The sequence below is a fragment of the Pseudoalteromonas sp. 0303 genome (assembly GCF_013349995.1).
Lineage (GTDB): Bacteria > Pseudomonadota > Gammaproteobacteria > Enterobacterales > Alteromonadaceae > Pseudoalteromonas.
In genome coordinates this window covers 105287-124852 of sequence record NZ_JABVXF010000008.1, presented here as the reverse complement: position 1 = coordinate 124852, position 19566 = coordinate 105287, and the positions used below count along the sequence as shown (strand labels likewise).

At 42.5% G+C, this 19566-nt stretch carries 13 protein-coding genes; 11 read left to right on the top strand and 2 right to left on the bottom strand.

Annotated elements, in window-relative coordinates; all coding sequences use genetic code 11:
• Positions 1-8: 8 nt before the first annotated feature.
• Positions 9-4466 carry a glutamate synthase large subunit gene (gene gltB, locus HUS62_RS07850; protein ID WP_175079084.1) on the bottom strand — a complete coding sequence of 1486 codons (4458 nt, stop codon included), beginning with the start codon at positions 4464-4466 and terminating at the stop codon, positions 9-11.
• A 696-nt stretch (positions 4467-5162) separates the two neighbouring features.
• On the opposite strand from gltB, the gene HUS62_RS07845 reads away from it, so the two are divergent.
• From HUS62_RS07845 to HUS62_RS07820, 6 genes are all read left to right on the top strand, one after another.
• Complete coding sequence (locus HUS62_RS07845) at positions 5163-6416, top strand: efflux RND transporter periplasmic adaptor subunit (RefSeq protein WP_175079083.1); 1254 nt, start codon at positions 5163-5165, stop codon at positions 6414-6416.
• Positions 6417-6437: 21 nt separating this feature from the next.
• Positions 6438-7145: an ABC transporter ATP-binding protein gene (locus HUS62_RS07840; RefSeq protein WP_054551528.1), complete on the top strand. Its 708-nt coding sequence runs from the start codon at positions 6438-6440 to the stop codon at positions 7143-7145.
• A 2-nt stretch (positions 7146-7147) separates the two neighbouring features.
• A complete protein-coding gene (locus tag HUS62_RS07835) occupies positions 7148-8461 on the top strand; it encodes an ABC transporter permease (protein WP_175079082.1) in 1314 nt (437 codons plus the stop codon).
• 11 nt (positions 8462-8472) lie between these two features.
• The gene (locus HUS62_RS07830; RefSeq protein WP_175079081.1) at positions 8473-9678 is read left to right on the top strand and encodes an ABC transporter permease; all 1206 of its coding nucleotides are present in this window, start codon (positions 8473-8475) and stop codon (positions 9676-9678) included.
• A gap of 81 nt (positions 9679-9759) precedes the next feature.
• A complete protein-coding gene (locus HUS62_RS07825; RefSeq protein ID WP_175079080.1) occupies positions 9760-11088 on the top strand; it encodes a sigma-54 dependent transcriptional regulator in 1329 nt (442 codons plus the stop codon).
• Entirely contained in the window at positions 11088-12380 is a 1293-nt protein-coding gene (locus tag HUS62_RS07820; RefSeq protein ID WP_175079079.1) for a PAS domain-containing sensor histidine kinase, read from the top strand. The genes HUS62_RS07825 and HUS62_RS07820 overlap by 1 nt, the downstream gene beginning before the upstream one ends.
• A 55-nt stretch (positions 12381-12435) precedes the next feature.
• Here HUS62_RS07820 and HUS62_RS07815 read toward each other — a convergent pair whose 3' ends face one another.
• Positions 12436-12774, bottom strand: a complete 339-nt coding sequence (locus HUS62_RS07815; protein ID WP_054551536.1) for a Grx4 family monothiol glutaredoxin — start codon at positions 12772-12774, stop codon at positions 12436-12438.
• A gap of 264 nt (positions 12775-13038) precedes the next feature.
• Here HUS62_RS07815 and HUS62_RS07810 point away from each other — a divergent pair, with 264 nt between their 5' ends.
• The 5 genes from HUS62_RS07810 to HUS62_RS07790 all read left to right on the top strand — a co-directional run bounded on the left by HUS62_RS07810 (position 13039) and on the right by HUS62_RS07790 (position 19518).
• Complete coding sequence (locus HUS62_RS07810; RefSeq protein ID WP_054551537.1) at positions 13039-13620, top strand: superoxide dismutase; 582 nt, start codon at positions 13039-13041, stop codon at positions 13618-13620.
• Positions 13621-13859: 239 nt separating this feature from the next.
• A complete protein-coding gene (locus HUS62_RS07805) occupies positions 13860-15782 on the top strand; it encodes a PrkA family serine protein kinase (RefSeq protein ID WP_054551538.1) in 1923 nt (640 codons plus the stop codon).
• A gap of 26 nt (positions 15783-15808) precedes the next feature.
• Positions 15809-17095 (top strand): YeaH/YhbH family protein, encoded by a 1287-nt coding sequence (locus tag HUS62_RS07800; RefSeq protein ID WP_130167088.1) that lies wholly within the window; start codon positions 15809-15811, stop codon positions 17093-17095.
• Positions 17096-17115: 20 nt separating this feature from the next.
• Positions 17116-18630 carry a SpoVR family protein gene (locus HUS62_RS07795; protein ID WP_054561728.1) on the top strand — a complete coding sequence of 505 codons (1515 nt, stop codon included), beginning with the start codon at positions 17116-17118 and terminating at the stop codon, positions 18628-18630.
• Between the two features lie 6 nt (positions 18631-18636).
• The gene (locus HUS62_RS07790) at positions 18637-19518 is read left to right on the top strand and encodes a universal stress protein (protein WP_175079078.1); all 882 of its coding nucleotides are present in this window, start codon (positions 18637-18639) and stop codon (positions 19516-19518) included.
• The last annotated feature ends 48 nt before the right edge of the window (positions 19519-19566 follow it).

Sequence of the window (19566 nt, the reverse complement as noted above, 5' to 3'; positions counted from 1 at the left end):
CTACCCCCTTACTGAGCCTGAACACGAAGCTCTGCGCTGCTGCGCGCTCGGTGCCCGAGTAAACTTTTTACATCACTAGATTTTGGCTTAACTAATTTAAACATAGGCATGTATAAATCGAAGTTAGCTAAAATCTGCTCAGCGCGGTTTGAGCCTGTAAGCTCTAAATGCTCAGCAATGAGTCCACGTAAATGTTCTTGGTGTGACGCCAACCCTTCAAGCGTGACAATTTCAACAAGCTCAGGGTTAATGCGTTTTTCAAAGTCATTGCCTTCATCAAGAATATAAGCAAATCCCCCTGTCATACCTGCACCAAAGTTGATACCCACTTTGCCAAGTACGCAAACCACACCACCTGTCATGTATTCACAGCCGTTGTCACCAACACCTTCTACAACCGCTTGCACGCCTGAGTTACGCACTGCAAAACGCTCACCGGCGCAGCCTGCAGCAAATAATTTACCGCCCGTTGCACCATATAAACAGGTATTACCAGCAATGGTTGCTTTATGGCTTTCGAAAGATGAACCCAGCGGTGGGCGAATTACTAGCTTACCGCCAGCCATGCCTTTACCAACATAGTCATTAGCATCACCAACGAGTGTCAATTCAAGGCCGCCAGCGTTCCACACACCGAATGATTGGCCCGCTGTACCATGAAGCTCAATAGAGACAGGATCTGCAGCCATACCTTGGTTACCATGTTTAGAGGCGATATAACCTGACAACATAGCGCCCACTGAGCGGTCTGTATTGCAAATACGGTTAACCAGCGAGATACCCGATTTTTCATCGATTGCTTGCTTGGCTTTTTCAAGCAAGGTTTCATTTAGCTGACCTAAGTAGTGTGAGCTATTTGGCGCACTACAATACAGTGTTTCACCCGTTGGGTTGTTAGGCACAGCAACCACAGACGACAGATCTACTTTCTTTTGTTTCTCTGTGTTGCCTTCAATTGCTTCAAGTAAGTCCAAACGACCAATTAAATCAGTTAAACGAGTTACACCTAAGCTTGCCATAATTTGGCGTGCTTCTTCGGCTATAAACTTAAAGTAGTTCATCGCCATTTCTGGCAGGCCATGATAATGCTTTTGGCGCAGCGTATCGTCTTGCGTTGCAACACCGGTCGCACAGTTATTTAAGTGACAAATACGTAAGTATTTACAACCTAGTGCCACCATAGGGCCAGTACCAAAGCCAAAGCTTTCAGCACCTAAAATAGCCGCCTTAATGATATCTAAACCAGTTTTCAGACCACCATCAGTTTGCAAACGAATACGGTGACGTAAACCATTTTCTACCAGCGCCTGCTGGGTTTCAGCAAGACCAAGCTCCCAAGGGCTACCTGCATACTTAACAGAAGTAAGCGGGCTTGCACCTGTGCCACCGTCATAACCAGCAATGGTAATTAAATCTGCATAGGCTTTAGCTACGCCAGTTGCGATAGTACCTACACCCGGCTCAGAAACGAGTTTCACCGAGATCAGTGCATCTGGGTTTACTTGTTTTAAATCGAAAATAAGCTGGGCTAAATCTTCAATCGAGTAAATATCGTGATGCGGCGGAGGCGAAATCAAGGTCACACCCGGCACTGAGTAACGTAATTTTGCAATATACGGCGTTACTTTTTCACCCGGTAATTGACCACCCTCACCTGGTTTTGCACCTTGCGCCACTTTAATCTGAATGACATCAGCGCTACGTAAGTAATGTGGTGTTACACCAAAACGACCCGAAGCAACTTGCTTAATACGTGAGTTTTTCTCTGTACCGTAGCGAAGCTTGTCTTCACCACCTTCACCAGAGTTTGAACAACCACCTAAGCGGTTCATTGCAATCGCGAGTGCTTCATGCGCTTCTGGCGATAATGCACCAATACTCATTGCTGCTGAGTCAAAACGTTTGTAAAGCTCAGTTGCCGGCTCTACGTCATCAACACTCACACCAGTATCAGGAATTTTCACCGCCAACATGTCACGTAAATTGGTGATCGGGCGGTTATTTACTAAATCAGCATATGCCAAGTAGTCTTTATAATCCCCAGAGCGCACAGCCTTTTGCAGCGTTTGAATAACATCTGGGTTATAAGCATGGTACTCACCACCGTGAACATATTTTAATAAGCCACCATGACTTAATAACTTACGTTTACTAAAAGCCAGCTTATGAAGTTTACGTTGGTCTTCATCAAAATCAGTGAAACATGCACCTTTAATACGACTAGCTACACCGTTAAAACAAGTTTCTACAACCGCATCTGATAAACCAACTGCCTCAAATAACATTGAGCAGCGGTACGAAGCGACAGTACTGATACCCATTTTCGACATGATTTTATACAGACCCTTATTAATTGCATTACGATAAGCAAGCGTTACTTCGCAATAGCTCTTGTTCAGGGTCTTTTTGTCGCTCATTGCAACTAATGATTCATAAGCAAGGTACGGATAAATTGCCGTTGCACCAAAACCAAGTAATACCGCAAATTGATGCGCATCACGGACACTGCCTGACTCGATGATGATATTAGATTCACAACGTAAGTTATTATCGACTAAACGCTTTTGAATTGAACCTACCGCCATCGCAGCCGGGATTGGCAAATGCGTTTCGCTAAAGTTACGATCACTTAAAATAAGCATGACACAGCCTGACGCTGCTTTTTCTTGTGCTTCATCACAAATACGTGTGATTGCTTTTTCTAAGCCTTCTTCTAGTGTGTAAGTGATATCAATTTTACAGTAGCTGTAATGCTCATCGTCAGCATTGATCAGCTGTTGCATATCAGCGTACATCAAAATCGGCGTATCAAACTGTAAACGCTTAGCATGGCCGGTTGTTTCGTTAAATACGTTTTGTTCACTACCAATACAGGTTGCCAGTGACATAACGTGATTTTCACGAAGCGGGTCAATTGGTGGGTTCGTTACTTGCGCAAATTTCTGTCGGAAGTAATCGAACAGTGAACGATGACCCTCTGACAGTACCGCAAATGGCGTGTCATCACCCATTGAACCTGTTGCTTCTTGACCATTTTCACCCATAACACGAATCACGCTATCAAGCTCTTCGTTGGTGTAGCCAAACATTTTTTGATACTTAAGCAGTGTTTCGTCATCAAAAGAACGGTTACCCGCATCTTTTTCAGATAACTGTTCAAATGGCGTTAAACGCTTAACGTTTGCTTCAAGCCATGCTTTATATGGATGGCGTGACTTAAGATCTTGGTCAATCTCATCTGAATGCCAAATTTTACCTTGATGAGTATCAATAACTAATAACTCACCAGGGCCAACACGGCCTTTCTCAACCACTTCGTCTGGCGCGTAGTCCCAAATACCTACTTCTGAAGCAAGGGTAATAAAACCATCTTGCGTGATTACATAGCGCGCAGGGCGTAAACCGTTACGGTCAAGGTTACAAGCTGCAAAACGACCGTCAGACATTACAATACCAGCTGGGCCATCCCATGGTTCCATATGCATTGAGTTAAAGTCGTAGAATGCACGTAGGTCATCATCCATAGCACGGTTTTTTTGCCATGCTGGCGGCACAAGCATACGCATTGCACGGAATAAATCCATGCCACCAGCTAAGAACAATTCAAGCATATTATCTAAACTTGAAGAGTCAGAGCCACTTTCGTTCACGAATGGCGCTGCTGATTGCAAATCAGGAATAAGTGGTGAGGCAAACTTATACGCACGGGCTCGAGCCCATTGGCGGTTACCTTGAATCGTATTAATTTCACCATTATGCGCTAAATAGCGGAATGGTTGCGCCAGTGGCCAACGAGGTTGTGTATTAGTAGAGAAACGTTGGTGGAATACACAAATCGCACTGGTCATGCGAATGTCAGCTAGGTCTAAATAAAAGTTAGGTAAGTCTACAGGCATCATTAAGCCTTTATAGACAGTAACTAAACCAGATAAGCTGGCAATATAAAAATGTTCATCGTTTTCGAGGCGTTTTTCAGCACGACGACGCGCTACATACAAGCGACGCTCTAAATCTTTTGGACGCCAGCCTTCTGGTGCGCTTACAAAAATTTGTTCAAAGCCTGGTAGTTGTTTTTTTGCAATTGGCCCTAAACAAGACGCATCAGTAGGTACAACGCGCCAGCCTTGAATGCTCAAGGTTTCTTTTTCGAGTTCTTCACTCAACACATCTTTAGCTGTTTGCGCAAGTACAGGATCGGCATTTAAAAATACCATGCCAACGGCGTAGTTCTTTCCTAGGTGCCAATCATGTTCGCTGGCAATAGCGCGAAAGAAACTATCAGGTTTTTGCATTAATAAACCACAGCCATCACCTGTTTTACCATCAGCAGAAATACCACCACGGTGTTCCATGCGATCTAAGCCAGTGATTGCTGTTCGAATCAAGCGGTGACTCGCCTGACCATTGACCTGGGCTATTAAGCCAAAGCCACAATTATCTTTTTCTAATTTTGAGTCGTATAACATAGACCCCTCCCCTTGCTACAACGACTAGCGGTTCAGTCTTTTGTGACAGTGCTAGCAGACGAACAAAACTATCGCCAAATACCTCATGAGTCAATAGAGTTTTGAATACATATTCATATTCATGAATATTTCTCACTTAAGGCACTTTTTAAATTCTATGCTATTTTTTTACATTTAGTCGTATTTTACCCGTTATTTTTTTATGACACTGGTGTCAAATTTAACAACTTGTAAAAAAACAATCTAAAATCAGGACTCTTTACGTTAACGTAAACTGCAACTTGTTTTGAATAATTATTCATCTCATGAATATCAATGCAGTTTTTGACGGGGTCTCGGCTAGCCTAACTGCATCATTATTTACTACTGGCTTTAGCATAGTTACAAACTATGCATCTGAGCAGACTACCTTAGTCGCAATGACTGAGTTTCTTTACCCTTGCGTCAACAATCAGCAATCTAAAAGTGTCCGCTGCGGACACTTTTTCTGTCCGCGGACAGGCTTTAACTCACCAATCAAACATAAAATCATTAAAAATCAATAAATTAAAAACTGGCACGCTACTGGTATAGATAAGACATCAGCGAAATTGAGGATTTCAAAATGTTCACTATCAGTTTGTTTATGGCTTCTCCACTTACCATGCTTGCCGTTGGCTTCATGATTGTGTGTTTTGAGAATCGTAAGGAGTTATGATGATTAAGGATACCAGTGCCCAAGATATTACCGTGGCCAAGAAAAACACCATTAAAAAGCCACTAATAATAGCTGCAGGTGTAATACTTGTTGGTGCGCTCGGCTTTCAAGCATTATTCGCCAGTAACGATGGCAGCATTTCGGTTGATGTAGCAAGCCTACAAATTAGTGAGGTAAGCAAAAAGACACTCACCAGAGATGTGGCAGCAAGCGGTAAAATCGTTGCAGCTAATGCGCCAAAGGTTTACAGCCCTGAACGCGGCTTTGTCGATTTAAAAGTAAAAGCCGGTGACAGCGTTGAAGTAAATGAAGTGATCGCAACCGTAACCAGCCCTGAGCTAACTAACGAACTAAAACAGCAACAATCAGTATTAGCGCGATTAGAAGGTGAATTACAACGCAAGCAACTTGAAGCGCGCAGACAAAAACTAAGCCTGACTAAAGCACTAGATTTAGCGCAAGTTGAACTCAATGCCGCAGATAGAGAAAACCGCCGAGCTAAAATCTCAATCGAAAAACATTTAATTAGCCAAATAGATTTAGAAAAAGCCGTTGATGACTTAGCTCGTGCCAAGCTTTCATATAAGCACGCCGAGCAAGAAGTCAGCTTAGCTAAAGATACCCTCGCATTTGAGCTAAAAGCAGCAGAGCGTGATCTGGCACGTCAGCAACTAATTGTTGATGACTTACTCAGACAAGTAAATGAACTCACTATTACCGCAAGTGTAAGCGGCATTGTGGGTAACTTATTAGTGCAACAAAAAGAAGCGGTCACACAAAGCCAACCACTAATGACATTGGTCGATTTAAGTAACTTTGAAGCAGAACTGCAAGTACCAGAAAGCTACGCCAATGAGCTGGGTCTTGGTATGCAAGTTGAGCTTACTTTAGGTGCTCGTCATGTCACAGGTACCCTATCGGCTATATCACCTGAAGTAAATAATCGCGAGGTCACAACCCGCGTACGCTTTGACAATGAGATTTCTGGCATTCGCCAAAACCAACGCTTAACCGCACGTATTTTACTAGAGAATCGCGACGATGTATTACAAGTAAAACGCGGCGCATTCTTACAACAAGGTGGCACCCATGCTTATAAAGTTGACGGTGACATGGCTTATTTAATCGATATAAAAACCGGTGCAAGCAGTATCAATGCTGTTGAGATAATTGAAGGTGTAGAGCCTGGCGATAAGTTAATTATCTCAAACTACGATCGCTTTAAAAAAGCACCCACACTGGTTTTACGCTAACAAATAAAAGGAATAATCAACATGCTTACAATGAACAACATCAGCAAAGTGTATCAAACAGATATGGTACAAACACATGCCCTTCGTGACTTTAATCTCCAAGTAGAAGAAGGTGAGTTTATCGCCGTAACGGGCCCAAGTGGCTCAGGTAAAACCACATTTTTAAACATCGCCGGTATGTTAGAACCATTTAGCGAAGGCCAATACATGTTAGACGGTATTGATGTGGGTAAGCTAAACGACAACCAGCGTGCAGATCTTCGTAATCAAAAAATTGGTTTTATTTTCCAAGGATTCAACCTAATTCCAGATTTGAACCTCTATGAAAATATTGAAGTACCACTGCGTTATCGTGGTATTAAGGCCGCCGAGCGTAAGCGCCGAATTGAACAATGCCTAGAGCAAGTTGGTTTAGCTTCACGCGCTAAACACTTACCGCAACAACTTTCTGGTGGTCAACAACAACGTGTCGCTATTGCCAGAGCCCTTGCTGGTGAACCGCGTTTTTTACTTGCCGATGAGCCAACCGGTAATTTAGATAGCTTAATGGCCCGTCAAGTAATGGAGCTACTTGAACAAATCAACCGTGATGGCGCTACTATCATCATGGTTACCCATGATCCAGAGCTTGCCCGCAGAGCACCACGTAACATCCAAGTTGTTGATGGCCAACTCGCTGACTTCACCTTGTATCAAGGCACTCAAAACCTTAAAGCGGCTGGAGTGTAACCATGTTCCTTCATTATTTAGATTTAAGCTGGCGCAGCTTTAAGCGTACGCCACTTGTGAGCTTTTTAATGGTATTGGCCATTGCCATTGGTATTGGCGTAACCATGACAAGCTTATCTGTGTATCACATGATGTCGGCAGACCCTATTCCTGAAAAAAGTAGCGACCTTTATTCTGTACAGTTACAAACCATGGATGAAGGCCGTACGTGGTGGACTGTCGATAACATGCCACTGCAATTAACTTATCAAGATGCCGTTAACCTTAATCAAGCCAAAGCAGGTGGTAAACGTGTCACTATGGTTAGAACGGGTTTTTCGGTTTATTTAGACTCAGATAAAGTTAAACCATTTATTGGCCAAGCACGCCTAACCACGCCTGATTTTTTCGATATGTTTAACCTATCGTTTATTTACGGTGGGGTTTGGAGCGCGCAACAAGAAGCCGATGCGGCCCCTGTTGTGGTGATCAATAAAGAATTAAACGACAAACTATTCGCAGGTGAAAACCCTGTCGGCAAAATGGTGTACCTCGATGATGCCAGCTACGAAGTTATTGGCGTGATTGATGATTGGGATATCACCACCAAATACTATGATCTGAACAACGGTGCATTTAATAAGACCGAGCAACTATTTTTACCATTTAGCCTAATGAAAGCACGAGAGCTTGAAAACTGGGGTAATACCAATGGTTGGAAGCACGAAAAAACCAATACCTTTAACGATAAACTCAATTCAGAAATGGTGTGGTTACAATTTTGGGTTGAACTAAAAACTCCTGCAGAAAAGCAAGCTTACCAAGACTTTTTAATGGCCTATATGCAAGAACAACAAAAGCTAGGTCGTTTTAACCGCGAAAAATTAACCGCTACCTTACGCGATGTAAATGAGTGGATGCAGTACAACAATGTCGTTAGCGAAGACAACGAAATTCTGGTTGGCCTAAGCTTTATGTTTTTAGCAGTATGCCTTGCCAATATTTTAGGTTTATTACTAGCGAAATTTTTACGCCGCGCTCCGGAAGTCGGTGTGCGCCGTGCATTAGGTGCCAGCAAACGCCAAATATTCTTTCAACATATTGTTGAGGTCGCGATGTTAGGTTTCTTAGGTGGCATCTTCGGAATTATTTTGGCGCAAGTGGGCTTATTAGGCGTACGTCAAAGCTATAGCTACTACCAAAGCTTAGCCACTATGGATTTGACCATGCTACTCAGCGCACCGGTGATTGCAATTAGCACCTGTGTGATAGCGGGTCTGTACCCTGCTTGGCTGGTATGTAAAACCAACCCTGCTATTTATCTTAAGAGCCAATAAGGAAGACACCCATGTTAGAAATTAAACCTATCTTTCACGCCTTATGCCGCTCAAAAGTTGGCGCTATTTTATTACTGATCCAAATTGCCATCACCACTGCGATTGTCAGTAACGCAGCGTTTATTATTCAAGACAGAATTAGCTATTTAAGCCAAGAGACTGGCTATCCTGAACAAGACATTTTCGTTTTTAATGTCATGATGTTTGGCAAAGATGTGTCACCGTCTCAGCAATATGAGCTTGATGAAGCCATGCTTCGTCAAATACCTGGTGTAGTTGATGCTGCTTATTCAAGTAATACACCGCTTTCGGGCAGTGGCTCTTCGTCAGATTTTAGTTTAAAGCCAGCACCTGAAGAGAGTAAATCAGCGCGTAGCTCTTACATGTTTATCGATGAGCATGGTATCAATACTTATGGTGTAAAACTCATTGCTGGGCGTAACTACACCGAAGACGAAGTGATCGTTACCGATAACTATGATGAGCTTTCAAAAGTAACCGTTGTCACTAAAACTCTACTTGATGAGCTGTTCCCTGACGGCAATGGTTTAGGGCAAACTGTCTATTTTGGTGATATTCCAATGAAAATAATTGGTGTAATTGATCTTATGAAAGGCCCATGGCTTAAAGACAGCCGCCCAGATAACGTAGCACTGCTGCCTTTTATTAAGCCTGGTACAAATGCACGCTTTGTGGTTAGAACAGAGCCTGGTCAACGTCAATCGGTCATGAACCGTGTTGAAGAAGCCATGCTGAAAAACTACAACAAACGTGTTATTTCTCGCATTCGTGGCTTAGATGACGATAAAGAGTCATACATGGCTGAAGATACATTAATGATGCGCATGCTGATTGTACTTATTACTATTTTAGTGTTGGTGACGGCCCTGGGTATTTTCGGCCTAACGCTGTTCAATATTAGTAAGCGTACTAAACAAATAGGCACTCGCCGCGCTTTAGGCGCCAGAAAATCTGCCATCATTAGCTACTTCTTAGTTGAAAACGCCATGATATGTATAGTTGGTTTAGTGATTGGAGTGATTGCTGCCGTGTATTTAGGGCAATTACTGATGCAGCACTTTTCAATTGCTCAGCTTGATATTAGCTACGTACTTGCTACTGCGCTGGCAGTGTTCGCTATGAGTTTATTAGCGGTACTTGCCCCTGCAAAACGAGCGGCGAATATCTCACCGAGCATTGCAACTCGAACAATTTAGTTCTCCCAACCTATGCTACACTGGATTAACAGTGTAGCATTCATCTTGCACTCTTATTAGGAAAGTAACTAAAACAAAAATATGGAAAAAATACTTATCGTCGACGATAACCCAGCCATTTTGGATGCATTGTCGTTATTACTCGAAATTCACGGTTTTGGTGTTGTTACAGCAAGTAACCCGTTTGAGGCAATTCAGGCCGTACAATACCAACGCATTGCGCTTGTTATTCAAGACATGAACTTTACCGCCGACACCACTTCCGGCGAAGAAGGCAAAGAACTTTTTTATGCCTTAAGAGACATAAATCCTCACCTACCGATTATTTTGATCACCGCATGGACGGAGCTTTCTACTGCCGTTGAACTTGTCAAAGCTGGGGCGGCTGATTATTTACCAAAACCGTGGGACGATGCCAAGCTACTTACTTGTGTAAATAACCTAATCGAGCTGGGTAAAGCAAAACAGCAAAACGAAACCTTTACCCGCCACCAGCAAGAACGTGACGCATCTGTACAACAAGCAAATTTAGTAGGCTTGGTTTATAAAAGTACCGCTATGGAGCACATTGTTAATCTTGCGATTCAAGTTGCTAAATCAGATATTTCAGTGCTGATCACAGGCCCCAACGGCAGTGGTAAAGAGCGCATTGCGCAAATAATACAGGCCAATTCATTATTAGCAGATAAACCCTTTATCACTGTTAATGCGGGTGCTTTACCAAGCGAGCTTATTGAGGCTGAGTTATTTGGTGCAGAAGCGGGCGCCTATACAGGTATTACTAAACAGCGCATTGGTCGTTTTGAAGCGGCCGATGGTGGCACCCTATTTTTAGACGAAATTGGTAACTTGCCACTTTCTGGGCAAATGAAATTATTACGCATTTTACAAACCGGTGAATTTGAACGTTTAGGTTCAACACAAACACGTAAAGTGAATGTGCGGGTGATTTCAGCAACCAATGAAGATTTAAGCCATGCAATTAAAGCAGGTCAATTTCGAGAAGACCTTTACTACCGCTTAAATGTAATTGAGTTAAATTTACCAAGCCTTGCCCATCGCCCCGATGATATTTTAGCTTTGGTCGCACACTTTTTACCTGAGCGCACACTGTCACTAAGTACAGAAAAAGCCCTGCTCGCCCATAGCTGGCCGGGTAATGTTCGCGAGCTTGAAAATGCCTGTAAACGCGCTGGCGTTTTAAAACCCAAAGGGGTGATTGAGCTTGCTGATTTTGGCTTACAAGTTGAAACAAACAGCCCAACACAAACAAGAGCAGAGCCTAACAAACAAGAGATCGAACTTGCCATGCGCGAGTACAAAGGTGTGATTGCTAAAGTGGCTCGCCATTTTGGCTTAAGCCGCCAAGCGCTTTATCGCAGGCTTGATAAATTTAAGATTGAATACTAATGCGTTTTTCGTTTCGATATAAAATCATAACTTTGTGTATTGCTGCTTCTGCATTGCCGCTTATATTGGTTTGTTATTTTGCGGGCATAAGCTTGCTTTACAGCCTATTAGCCCTACTCGCTTGCACCTTTATCAGCGGATTTTTTGCTGCCCAATTATCAACCCCGCTCATTGATGGCATGAACTCGCTCGAAACCGGGCTGCTTAATTTTAAAGATGGTGAGCTGGCTACATTATTAGCCTATGATGGCAGTGATGAGCTAGGTGATTTATGCCGGCTTTATAACCAAACCGCAAAACAGCTTCGCCAAGAAAAACAATGGATTTATCAGCGTGAGTTGATGCTCGACAAAGTACTGCAAAGCTCGCCGCAAGCTGTGCTTTTGACCAACGACCAAGGCTTTATTGTGTATAGCAACCACAGTGCCCGCAGCTTACTTGATGCTAAATCAGCCCTTGAAGGCGCCAAGCTTGAAAACTTATTAGATTCAAGCTGCGAGCAATTAACCCGCGCGATTCACAAAGGCGTTGATGGTTTATTTACCCTCGACAAAGCAGATCAAGAATCACAAACTTGGCACATGGCAACAGGCCGATTATTACTAAATAATCAGTTTCACCAACTGTATGTTTTTAAACAACTGACCCGTGAACTTAGCCGCCAAGAAGTAGAGGTATGGAAAAAAGTTATTCGTATTATTAGCCATGAGCTTAACAACTCCCTTGGGCCAATGTCGTCGATGCTTCATAGCGCGCAACTTTTAACAAAAGAAGTCGATGAACCACGCTTAAAACGGGTATTTACCACCATTGAAGACCGCATAAAACACCTTAATGAGTTTGTGCAAGGTTATGGTAAATTTGCCAAGTTACCCACCCCTCAACTATCAACGATTAACTGGCCGACGCTGATTGAGCAATTAAAAAGTCAGTGGCAAGTTGAGGTCTCACTTGATAAGCGTGTAACAACTGATGCTGATCACACTCAGCTCGAACAATTACTTATAAACTTATTAAAAAATGCCTATGAGTCAGGGTCAAACCCGGAAGATGTCAGCTTAACAGTGCAACAAGAAGCAAGTGGCACACACATCACGGTGAGTGATAAAGGTAAAGGTATGAGTGAAGCTGTAATGGCAAACGCACTTATTCCCTTTTACTCCACTAAAGCAACAGGCAGTGGCCTAGGGTTAGCACTTTGCAGGGAAATAGTTGAAGCGCACCACGGGCAAATTAGCTTGCATAACCGCGAGCAAGGTGGATTAAGCGTGCATGTTTTGCTGCCAGCTTGAAAAATTTGATATAAAAAAAGCCGCAATCAGCGGCTTCTTTCTACACTAAATATAATTATTCAGCGTCTTTTTCTTTGTACTTTGCTGCTGTTTCAGTGATTAGTGGCTGTAATTCACCACGTTGAAACATTTCGATGATAATGTCACAACCACCGATAAGCTCGCCTTCTACCCATAGTTGTGGGAAAGTTGGCCAGTTTGCGTATGCAGGTAACTCTGCACGGATATCTGGGTTAAGTAGAATGTCAACGTAAGCAAACTGCTCACCACACGCCATAAGTGCTTGTGATGCTTGTGAAGAAAAACCACAGTTAGGTAACTTTGGTGATCCTTTCATGTAAAGAAGGATAGGATTTTCAGAAATTTGCTGTTTAATTTTATCGATGGTTTCCATTTACAACCTCAAAAAAGACATTGGCTTACTACATTGGCCTTGAAAAAGTTTCACTGTGGCCTCAGATATATAACTTAAAATCGGCATTCGTAGCCACAATTTTAAATAGTCTTTAGCAATAGCATTGCTGTTTGCTAAAACTTGAGTAAAATACTCAACAATTATAGTAACACTATAATACCACTTGGTATAGGGAAGTACGCGGTTTACCTTGCTATTACCTATAACTGAGTGGACTATCAACCAAGAAGATGGAGATAAAAAATGGCATTTGAACTACCGTCACTACCATACGCAATCGATGCATTAGAGCCACATATTTCAAAAGAGACTCTAGAGTTTCACCACGGTAAACACCACAACACTTACGTTGTGAAATTAAACGGTCTGATCCCAGGCACAGAATTCGAAAACAAATCTCTAGAAGAAATCGTATGTTCTTCAGAAGGTGGCGTATTTAACAATGCTGCACAAATCTGGAACCACACGTTCTACTGGAACAGCCTATCTCCAAACGGCGGTGGCGAGCCTACAGGCGCAATCGCTGACGCGATCAACGCTAAATGGGGTTCTTTCGACGCATTCAAAGAAGCGTTAAACGACAAAGCAGTAAACAACTTCGGTTCAAGCTGGACTTGGTTAGTTAAACTAGCTGACGGCACACTTGATATCGTTAACACATCAAATGCTGCAACGCCTTTAACTGACGAAGGTGTTACTCCAATCCTAACTGTGGATCTTTGGGAACACGCTTACTACATCGATTACCGTAACGTTCGTCCAGATTACCTAAAAGGTTTCTGGGCATTAGTTAACTGGGACTTCGCGAACGCTAACTTCGCTTAATCTTCTGTTACTAGCAGTAATCAAAAAAAGACGCTTCGGCGTCTTTTTTATTGCCAGTGCACGCCCCTTCTAAGTCGCAGCCAAGCCCTCAGCCAAAAAGCGTAATCAAGATGAGCTTTTTTCAATTAAATTCTTAATTTTCTTGCGCAAAAATTCAAAATCGTGACTAAGCTTTAATTAGCCTTTGCTTTTCTCTTAATCTAATTACACGTCATTTTAGCGGGTTTTCGGAGGTCTCTATGAGTATTTTTGAGCATTACCAATCACGATACGAAGCAGCGCAAGAAGAAGAATACAGTATTGAGGAATTTCTCGAGATCTGTAAGAAGGATAAATCAGCTTATGCCAGCGCACCTGAGCGGCTATTAATGGCCATCGGTGAGCCGGAGATTATCGACACATCAACCGATGCGCGTTTAAGCAGGCTGTTTTCTAATCGCGTAGTCGCACGCTACCCTGCATTTCACGATTTTTATGGTATGGAAGATGCCATTGAACAAATCGTCTCTTATTTAAAACATGCTGCGCAAGGCTTAGAAGAATGTAAGCAAGTACTGTATTTACTTGGCCCGGTAGGTGGCGGTAAATCATCAATTGCTGAAAAGCTAAAATACTTAATGCAGCAGGTACCTATTTACTCAATCAAAGGCTCGCCTGTTAACGACCACCCTTTAGCGTTATTTGACCCAAATGAAGACGCTGAACTTTTAGAAAAAGAATACGGCATTAAACCGCGTTATTTAAAAACAGTGATGTCACCGTGGGCCGCAAAACGTTTAAGTGAATTTAACGGTGATATTAGCCAATTTAGAGTGGTTAAGCGCTTCCCATCTATTTTAAATCAAGTCGCGATTGCGAAAACCGAGCCCGGCGATGAAAACAATCAAGACATTTCAGCGTTAGTGGGTAAGGTCGATATTCGCCAGCTTGAGCACTTTGCACAAAATGACCCTGATGCCTATGCCTACTCAGGTGCACTTTGTTTAGCAAACCAAGGTTTAATGGAGTTTGTGGAAATGTTTAAAGCGCCAATCAAGGTGCTACACCCACTACTTACAGCAACGCAAGAAGGTAATTATAACGGTACAGAAGGCATTAGTGCCCTGCCGTTTAATGGTATGATTTTAGCTCACTCAAATGAATCTGAGTGGCAAACATTTAAAAACAACAAAAACAATGAAGCATTTTTAGACCGTGTTTACATCGTCAAAGTGCCTTATTGTTTACGTGTTTCTGAAGAAGTTAAAATTTACAACAAACTTCTTGAAAACAGTGAATTACATGATGCACCTTGTGCACCGGGCACATTAAAAACACTGGCACAATTTACCACTCTTTCGCGCATTAAAGAGCCAGAAAACTCAAGTATTTATTCAAAAATGCGGGTCTATGACGGCGAAAGCTTAAAAGATACTGATCCGAAAGCGAAGTCGTATCAAGAATACCGCGATTACGCGGGTGTTGATGAAGGCATGACCGGGCTTTCTACCCGCTTTGCGTTTAAGATTCTATCGCGGGTATTTAACTTCGATACCACTGAAGTGGCAGCCAACCCAGTGCACTTATTCTATGTTCTTGAACAGCAAATTGAGCGAGAGCAATTTACCGCCGATGTTGAAGAGCGTTACTTAAGCCACTTGAAAGGATACCTCATTCCTCAGTATGTAGAGTTTATCGGGAAAGAGTTACAAACAGCCTATTTAGAATCGTACTCAGAATATGGGCAAAACATCTTTGACCGCTACGTCACTTATGCAGATTTTTGGATCCAAGATCAAGAATACCGTGACCCAGATACCGGCCAGTTATTTGACCGTGCTGCGCTTAACGCAGAGCTTGAGAAGATTGAAAAACCTGCGGGTATTTCAAACCCTAAAGATTTCCGTAATGAGATAGTTAATTTCGTACTGCGGGCGCGTGCCCACAACCAAGGCAAGAATCCGCTTTGGACCAGCTACGAAAAACTTCGCACAGTTATTGAGAAGAAAATGTTCTCAAATACCGAAGATCTGCTGCCGGTTATTTCCTTCAATGCGAAAACCTCGGCTGAAGATCAGAAAAAACACGAAGACTTTGTCAATCGTATGGTTGAGAAAGGCTATACCCAAAAACAAGTACGTTTACTTTCTGAATGGTATTTACGCGTTAGAAAATCGCAGTAAAAAACGTTTGTTTTAAGGGGGTTGTTATGGCGCATTTTATTGACCGACGCCTGAATGGAAAAAACAAAAGTACCTTGAATCGTCAACGGTTCATCAGGCGTTATAAAAAACAGATTAAAGAAGCGGTATCTGATGCCATTAATAAGCGCAGCGTAACCGATACCACCAGCGGCGAGAGTATCTCTATTCCGCAGCGTGATATCAGTGAGCCTATTTTTCATCAAGGACGTGGTGGCGACCGTGAACAGATCCACCCAGGCAATGACCAATTCTCTACGGGCGACAAAATCAAGCGCCCGCAAGGAGGCGGTCAAGGTGGTGGTAGCGGCGAAGGTGAAGCCAGTGACTCTGGTGAAGGACAAGACGACTTTGTATTTTCTATTTCAAAAGATGAATACTTAGATTTACTGTTCGAAGATCTTGAACTGCCTAACCTGCAGCAAAACCAGCTCGATAAACTGGTGCAAATGAAAACCCATCGCGCTGGTTTTTGTAACGACGGCATGCCAAGCAATATTGATATTGTTCGCTCATTGCAAGGCTCGCTTGCTCGAAGAGTGGCAATGACTGCAGGCAAAAAACGTCACCTTGCAGAGCTTGAGGGTCAGCTCGCTCTGCTACAAGCTGAAGAGCAGCCAGACAAGGCGGCAATTGCTTTACTTGAACGACAAATTGAGGAGTTGCAAAACCGCATTAAAGCAGTGCCTTTTATTGATAATTACGACTTACGTTTTCGTAATTATGAAAAGCAACCACACCCAACAAGCAAAGCTGTCATGTTTTGTTTAATGGATGTGTCTGGCTCGATGGATCAAGCAACAAAAGACATGGCAAAACGCTTTTATATTCTGCTTTATCAATTTTTAACTCGTAGCTACAAAAATATAGAGGTTGTCTATATTCGCCATCATACCCAAGCAAAAGAAGTCGATGAGCAAGAGTTTTTCTACTCTCAAGAAACCGGTGGCACCATAGTATCAAGTGCATTAAAACTGATGAACGAAATCATCGCTGAACGTTATAACCCTGAAGAGTGGAATATTTACGCAGCGCAAGCCTCTGATGGTGATAACTGGGCTGATGACTCGCCAAACTGTGGCGAAATTTTACGTAATAAACTGTTAAAGGCGGTGCGCTATTACGCCTATATCGAAATTACCGCTCGTGCTCATCAAAGTTTATGGCGAGAGTATCAATCAATAGTGCAAACCCACGACAATTTTGCCATGCAACACATTCGTGGCGTTGAGGACATTTACCCTATTTTCCGTGAATTATTTAAAAAGAATCGTCAGCAGCAAGGCGCCGCATAGCCTTGCCAGTGAGGTAAAGTATGGCCGATAAACGTATTAGCGACGGTCCTGATTGGACATTTGATCTATTAACAGAGTATCAAACTGAAATTGAACGGGTAGCGAAAATTTATAAACTCGATACCTACCCGAATCAAATTGAGGTGATCACTGCTGAACAAATGATGGATGCCTATTCGAGTGTGGGTATGCCGATTGGCTACAGCCACTGGTCGTATGGTAAAAAATTCATTCAAACAGAGCAAAACTATAAACGTGGGCAAATGGGCCTTGCTTATGAAATAGTTATTAACTCAGACCCGTGTATTGCCTATTTAATGGAAGAAAACACACTGCCTATGCAAGCCTTGGTAATGGCCCACGCCTGCTATGGTCACAACTCATTTTTTAAAGGCAATTACTTATTCAAAACCTGGACTGATGCCAGCTCAATTATCGATTACTTATTATTTGCCAAAAATTACATTGCCAAGTGCGAAGAAAAATACGGTATTACCGAGGTCGAAAACCTGATTGATTCATGCCATGCGTTAATGAACTATGGTGTCGACCGATACAAACGCCCGCAACGTATTTCACTTTTTGAAGAACAAAAACGCCAACAAGAACGTGAAGACTACCTACAATCGCAAGTCAACGAGTTGTGGCGCACAATCCCTACTTCGCAGCAAGAGTCGAAAAAACGTGAGCGTCGTTTTCCAGAAGAGCCACAAGAAAATATTTTGTACTTCATCGAAAAAAATGCACCTCTGCTAGAGTCATGGCAACGAGAAATTATTCGTATTGTGCGTAAAATTTCGCAATATTTTTACCCACAAAAACAAACTCAAGTGATGAATGAGGGCTGGGCTACGTTTTGGCATTACACTATTTTGAACCACCTGTACGACGAAGGTAAGCTCACCGATGCCTTTATGCTCGAGTTTTTACAAAGTCACACCAATGTGGTGTATCAACCGCCCTATAACAGCAACTATTATTCAGGGATCAACCCCTATGCTCTTGGCTTTAACATGATGGTTGATATTCGCCGTATTTGTGAAAATCCAACAGAAGAAGACAAGAAATGGTTTCCGGAGTATGCCGGCAGTGATTGGTTAGAAACCCTGCACTTTGCAATGCAAAACTTTAAAGACGAGAGCTTTATTAGCCAGTTTTTATCACCAAAAATTATTCGTGATTTTAAGTTGTTTACCATTATTGATCATGAAAAAGAGCCGACCCTCAATGTCGGCGCCATCCATGATGAAATGGGCTATCACCAGGTTCGTGAAACCCTGTCGGCACAATACAACTTAAGTAACCACGAACCAAATATTCAAGTGTATAATGTTGATATCAGAGGAGATCGTTCACTTACTCTGCGTTATGTACCGCATAACAATATTCCGTTAGCTAAATCCAAAGATGAAGTGTTAAAACACCTTTACAGGCTATGGGGCTTTAAGGTAAAACTGGAACAAGAAACCGCAACAGGTGAAGTTTCATTATTGGGTGAATGCCCAAGCAGTGATACCCGACACACAACAGAGTAGCCAAAAATGAATAAAAAAATACTGGTGATCATCGACTCTACAGCCGATGCTAAAACGTCTATATTGCATGCAAAGCAAAAAGCCAAAGGCGTGAAGCATATTGATATTGTTGCTTTTAGCTACGAAGACACCAATAACATTTTATTCTCTATTCCACCTGATGAAGCGCTCGCTATTCAAGACAAAGAGCTCGCTAAAGTCCGTGCAGCACTTGGTCCAATTATCAGTGAACATTTAGATGATGGTAGCTATACTTTGCAAACCCTGTGGCATGAAAGTCCAGTTCAATGGCTAGCCAATGAGCTTGATACGTCAGATTATGAAATGGTGATTAAAACTCGCCACATCGACGAAGAAACGCAATTTACAGAGCTAGACTGGCAGCTTATTCGCTTCAGCCCACTGCCGCTTTATTTGGCTGCCGATAACAAGTGGCGTAACAATACCAATGTACTGGCAGCCCTTGATTTAGGCAGTGAGAAGGCGACTAAATACTGTTTAAACGAAGCAATTATCAAAGCAGGCTTAGCCTATGCAAAAGACTACGACAGCGAGTTTTATGCTTGTTATACCGTACATGTATCACCGTTTTTACGTGATTTAGGTATTGTATTTTCAGATGAGCAAGTGATTAACGCCTTTGAAAAGCTACCCGTAGCCCAGCGTACCTTAATCGAAGCGCACGACTTAAAAGACAAGCTTAAAATCAAAGCCGGTGTGGTTGAGCAAGTGATCCCAAGTGTTGCAGCTAAATTAAATGCAGACTTAGTAATTATGGGGTCGGTGGGTAATACAGGTATTAAAGGTCATCTAATTGGTAATACCGCTGAAAAAGTCATGAAGCTACTTAAAACAGATATTCTTGTTCTTCCGCCACTTGGGGTTTAACCCGCAAACTTAATCGGATTGTTATAAAAAAGGGGCTTATTTGCCCCT

Coding starts and splice junctions, on each gene's coding strand:
- HUS62_RS07800 (WP_130167088.1), top strand. CDS start 15,809: ATGGCGCATTTTATTGACCGACGCCTGAATGGAAAAAACAAAAGTACC.
- HUS62_RS07845 (WP_175079083.1), top strand. CDS start 5,163: ATGATTAAGGATACCAGTGCCCAAGATATTACCGTGGCCAAGAAAAAC.
- HUS62_RS07825 (WP_175079080.1), top strand. CDS start 9,760: ATGGAAAAAATACTTATCGTCGACGATAACCCAGCCATTTTGGATGCA.
- gltB (WP_175079084.1), bottom strand. CDS start 4,466: ATGTTATACGACTCAAAATTAGAAAAAGATAATTGTGGCTTTGGCTTA.
- HUS62_RS07795 (WP_054561728.1), top strand. CDS start 17,116: ATGGCCGATAAACGTATTAGCGACGGTCCTGATTGGACATTTGATCTA.
- HUS62_RS07790 (WP_175079078.1), top strand. CDS start 18,637: ATGAATAAAAAAATACTGGTGATCATCGACTCTACAGCCGATGCTAAA.
- HUS62_RS07830 (WP_175079081.1), top strand. CDS start 8,473: ATGTTAGAAATTAAACCTATCTTTCACGCCTTATGCCGCTCAAAAGTT.
- HUS62_RS07835 (WP_175079082.1), top strand. CDS start 7,148: ATGTTCCTTCATTATTTAGATTTAAGCTGGCGCAGCTTTAAGCGTACG.
- HUS62_RS07810 (WP_054551537.1), top strand. CDS start 13,039: ATGGCATTTGAACTACCGTCACTACCATACGCAATCGATGCATTAGAG.
- HUS62_RS07805 (WP_054551538.1), top strand. CDS start 13,860: ATGAGTATTTTTGAGCATTACCAATCACGATACGAAGCAGCGCAAGAA.
- HUS62_RS07840 (WP_054551528.1), top strand. CDS start 6,438: ATGCTTACAATGAACAACATCAGCAAAGTGTATCAAACAGATATGGTA.
- HUS62_RS07815 (WP_054551536.1), bottom strand. CDS start 12,774: ATGGAAACCATCGATAAAATTAAACAGCAAATTTCTGAAAATCCTATC.
- HUS62_RS07820 (WP_175079079.1), top strand. CDS start 11,088: ATGCGTTTTTCGTTTCGATATAAAATCATAACTTTGTGTATTGCTGCT.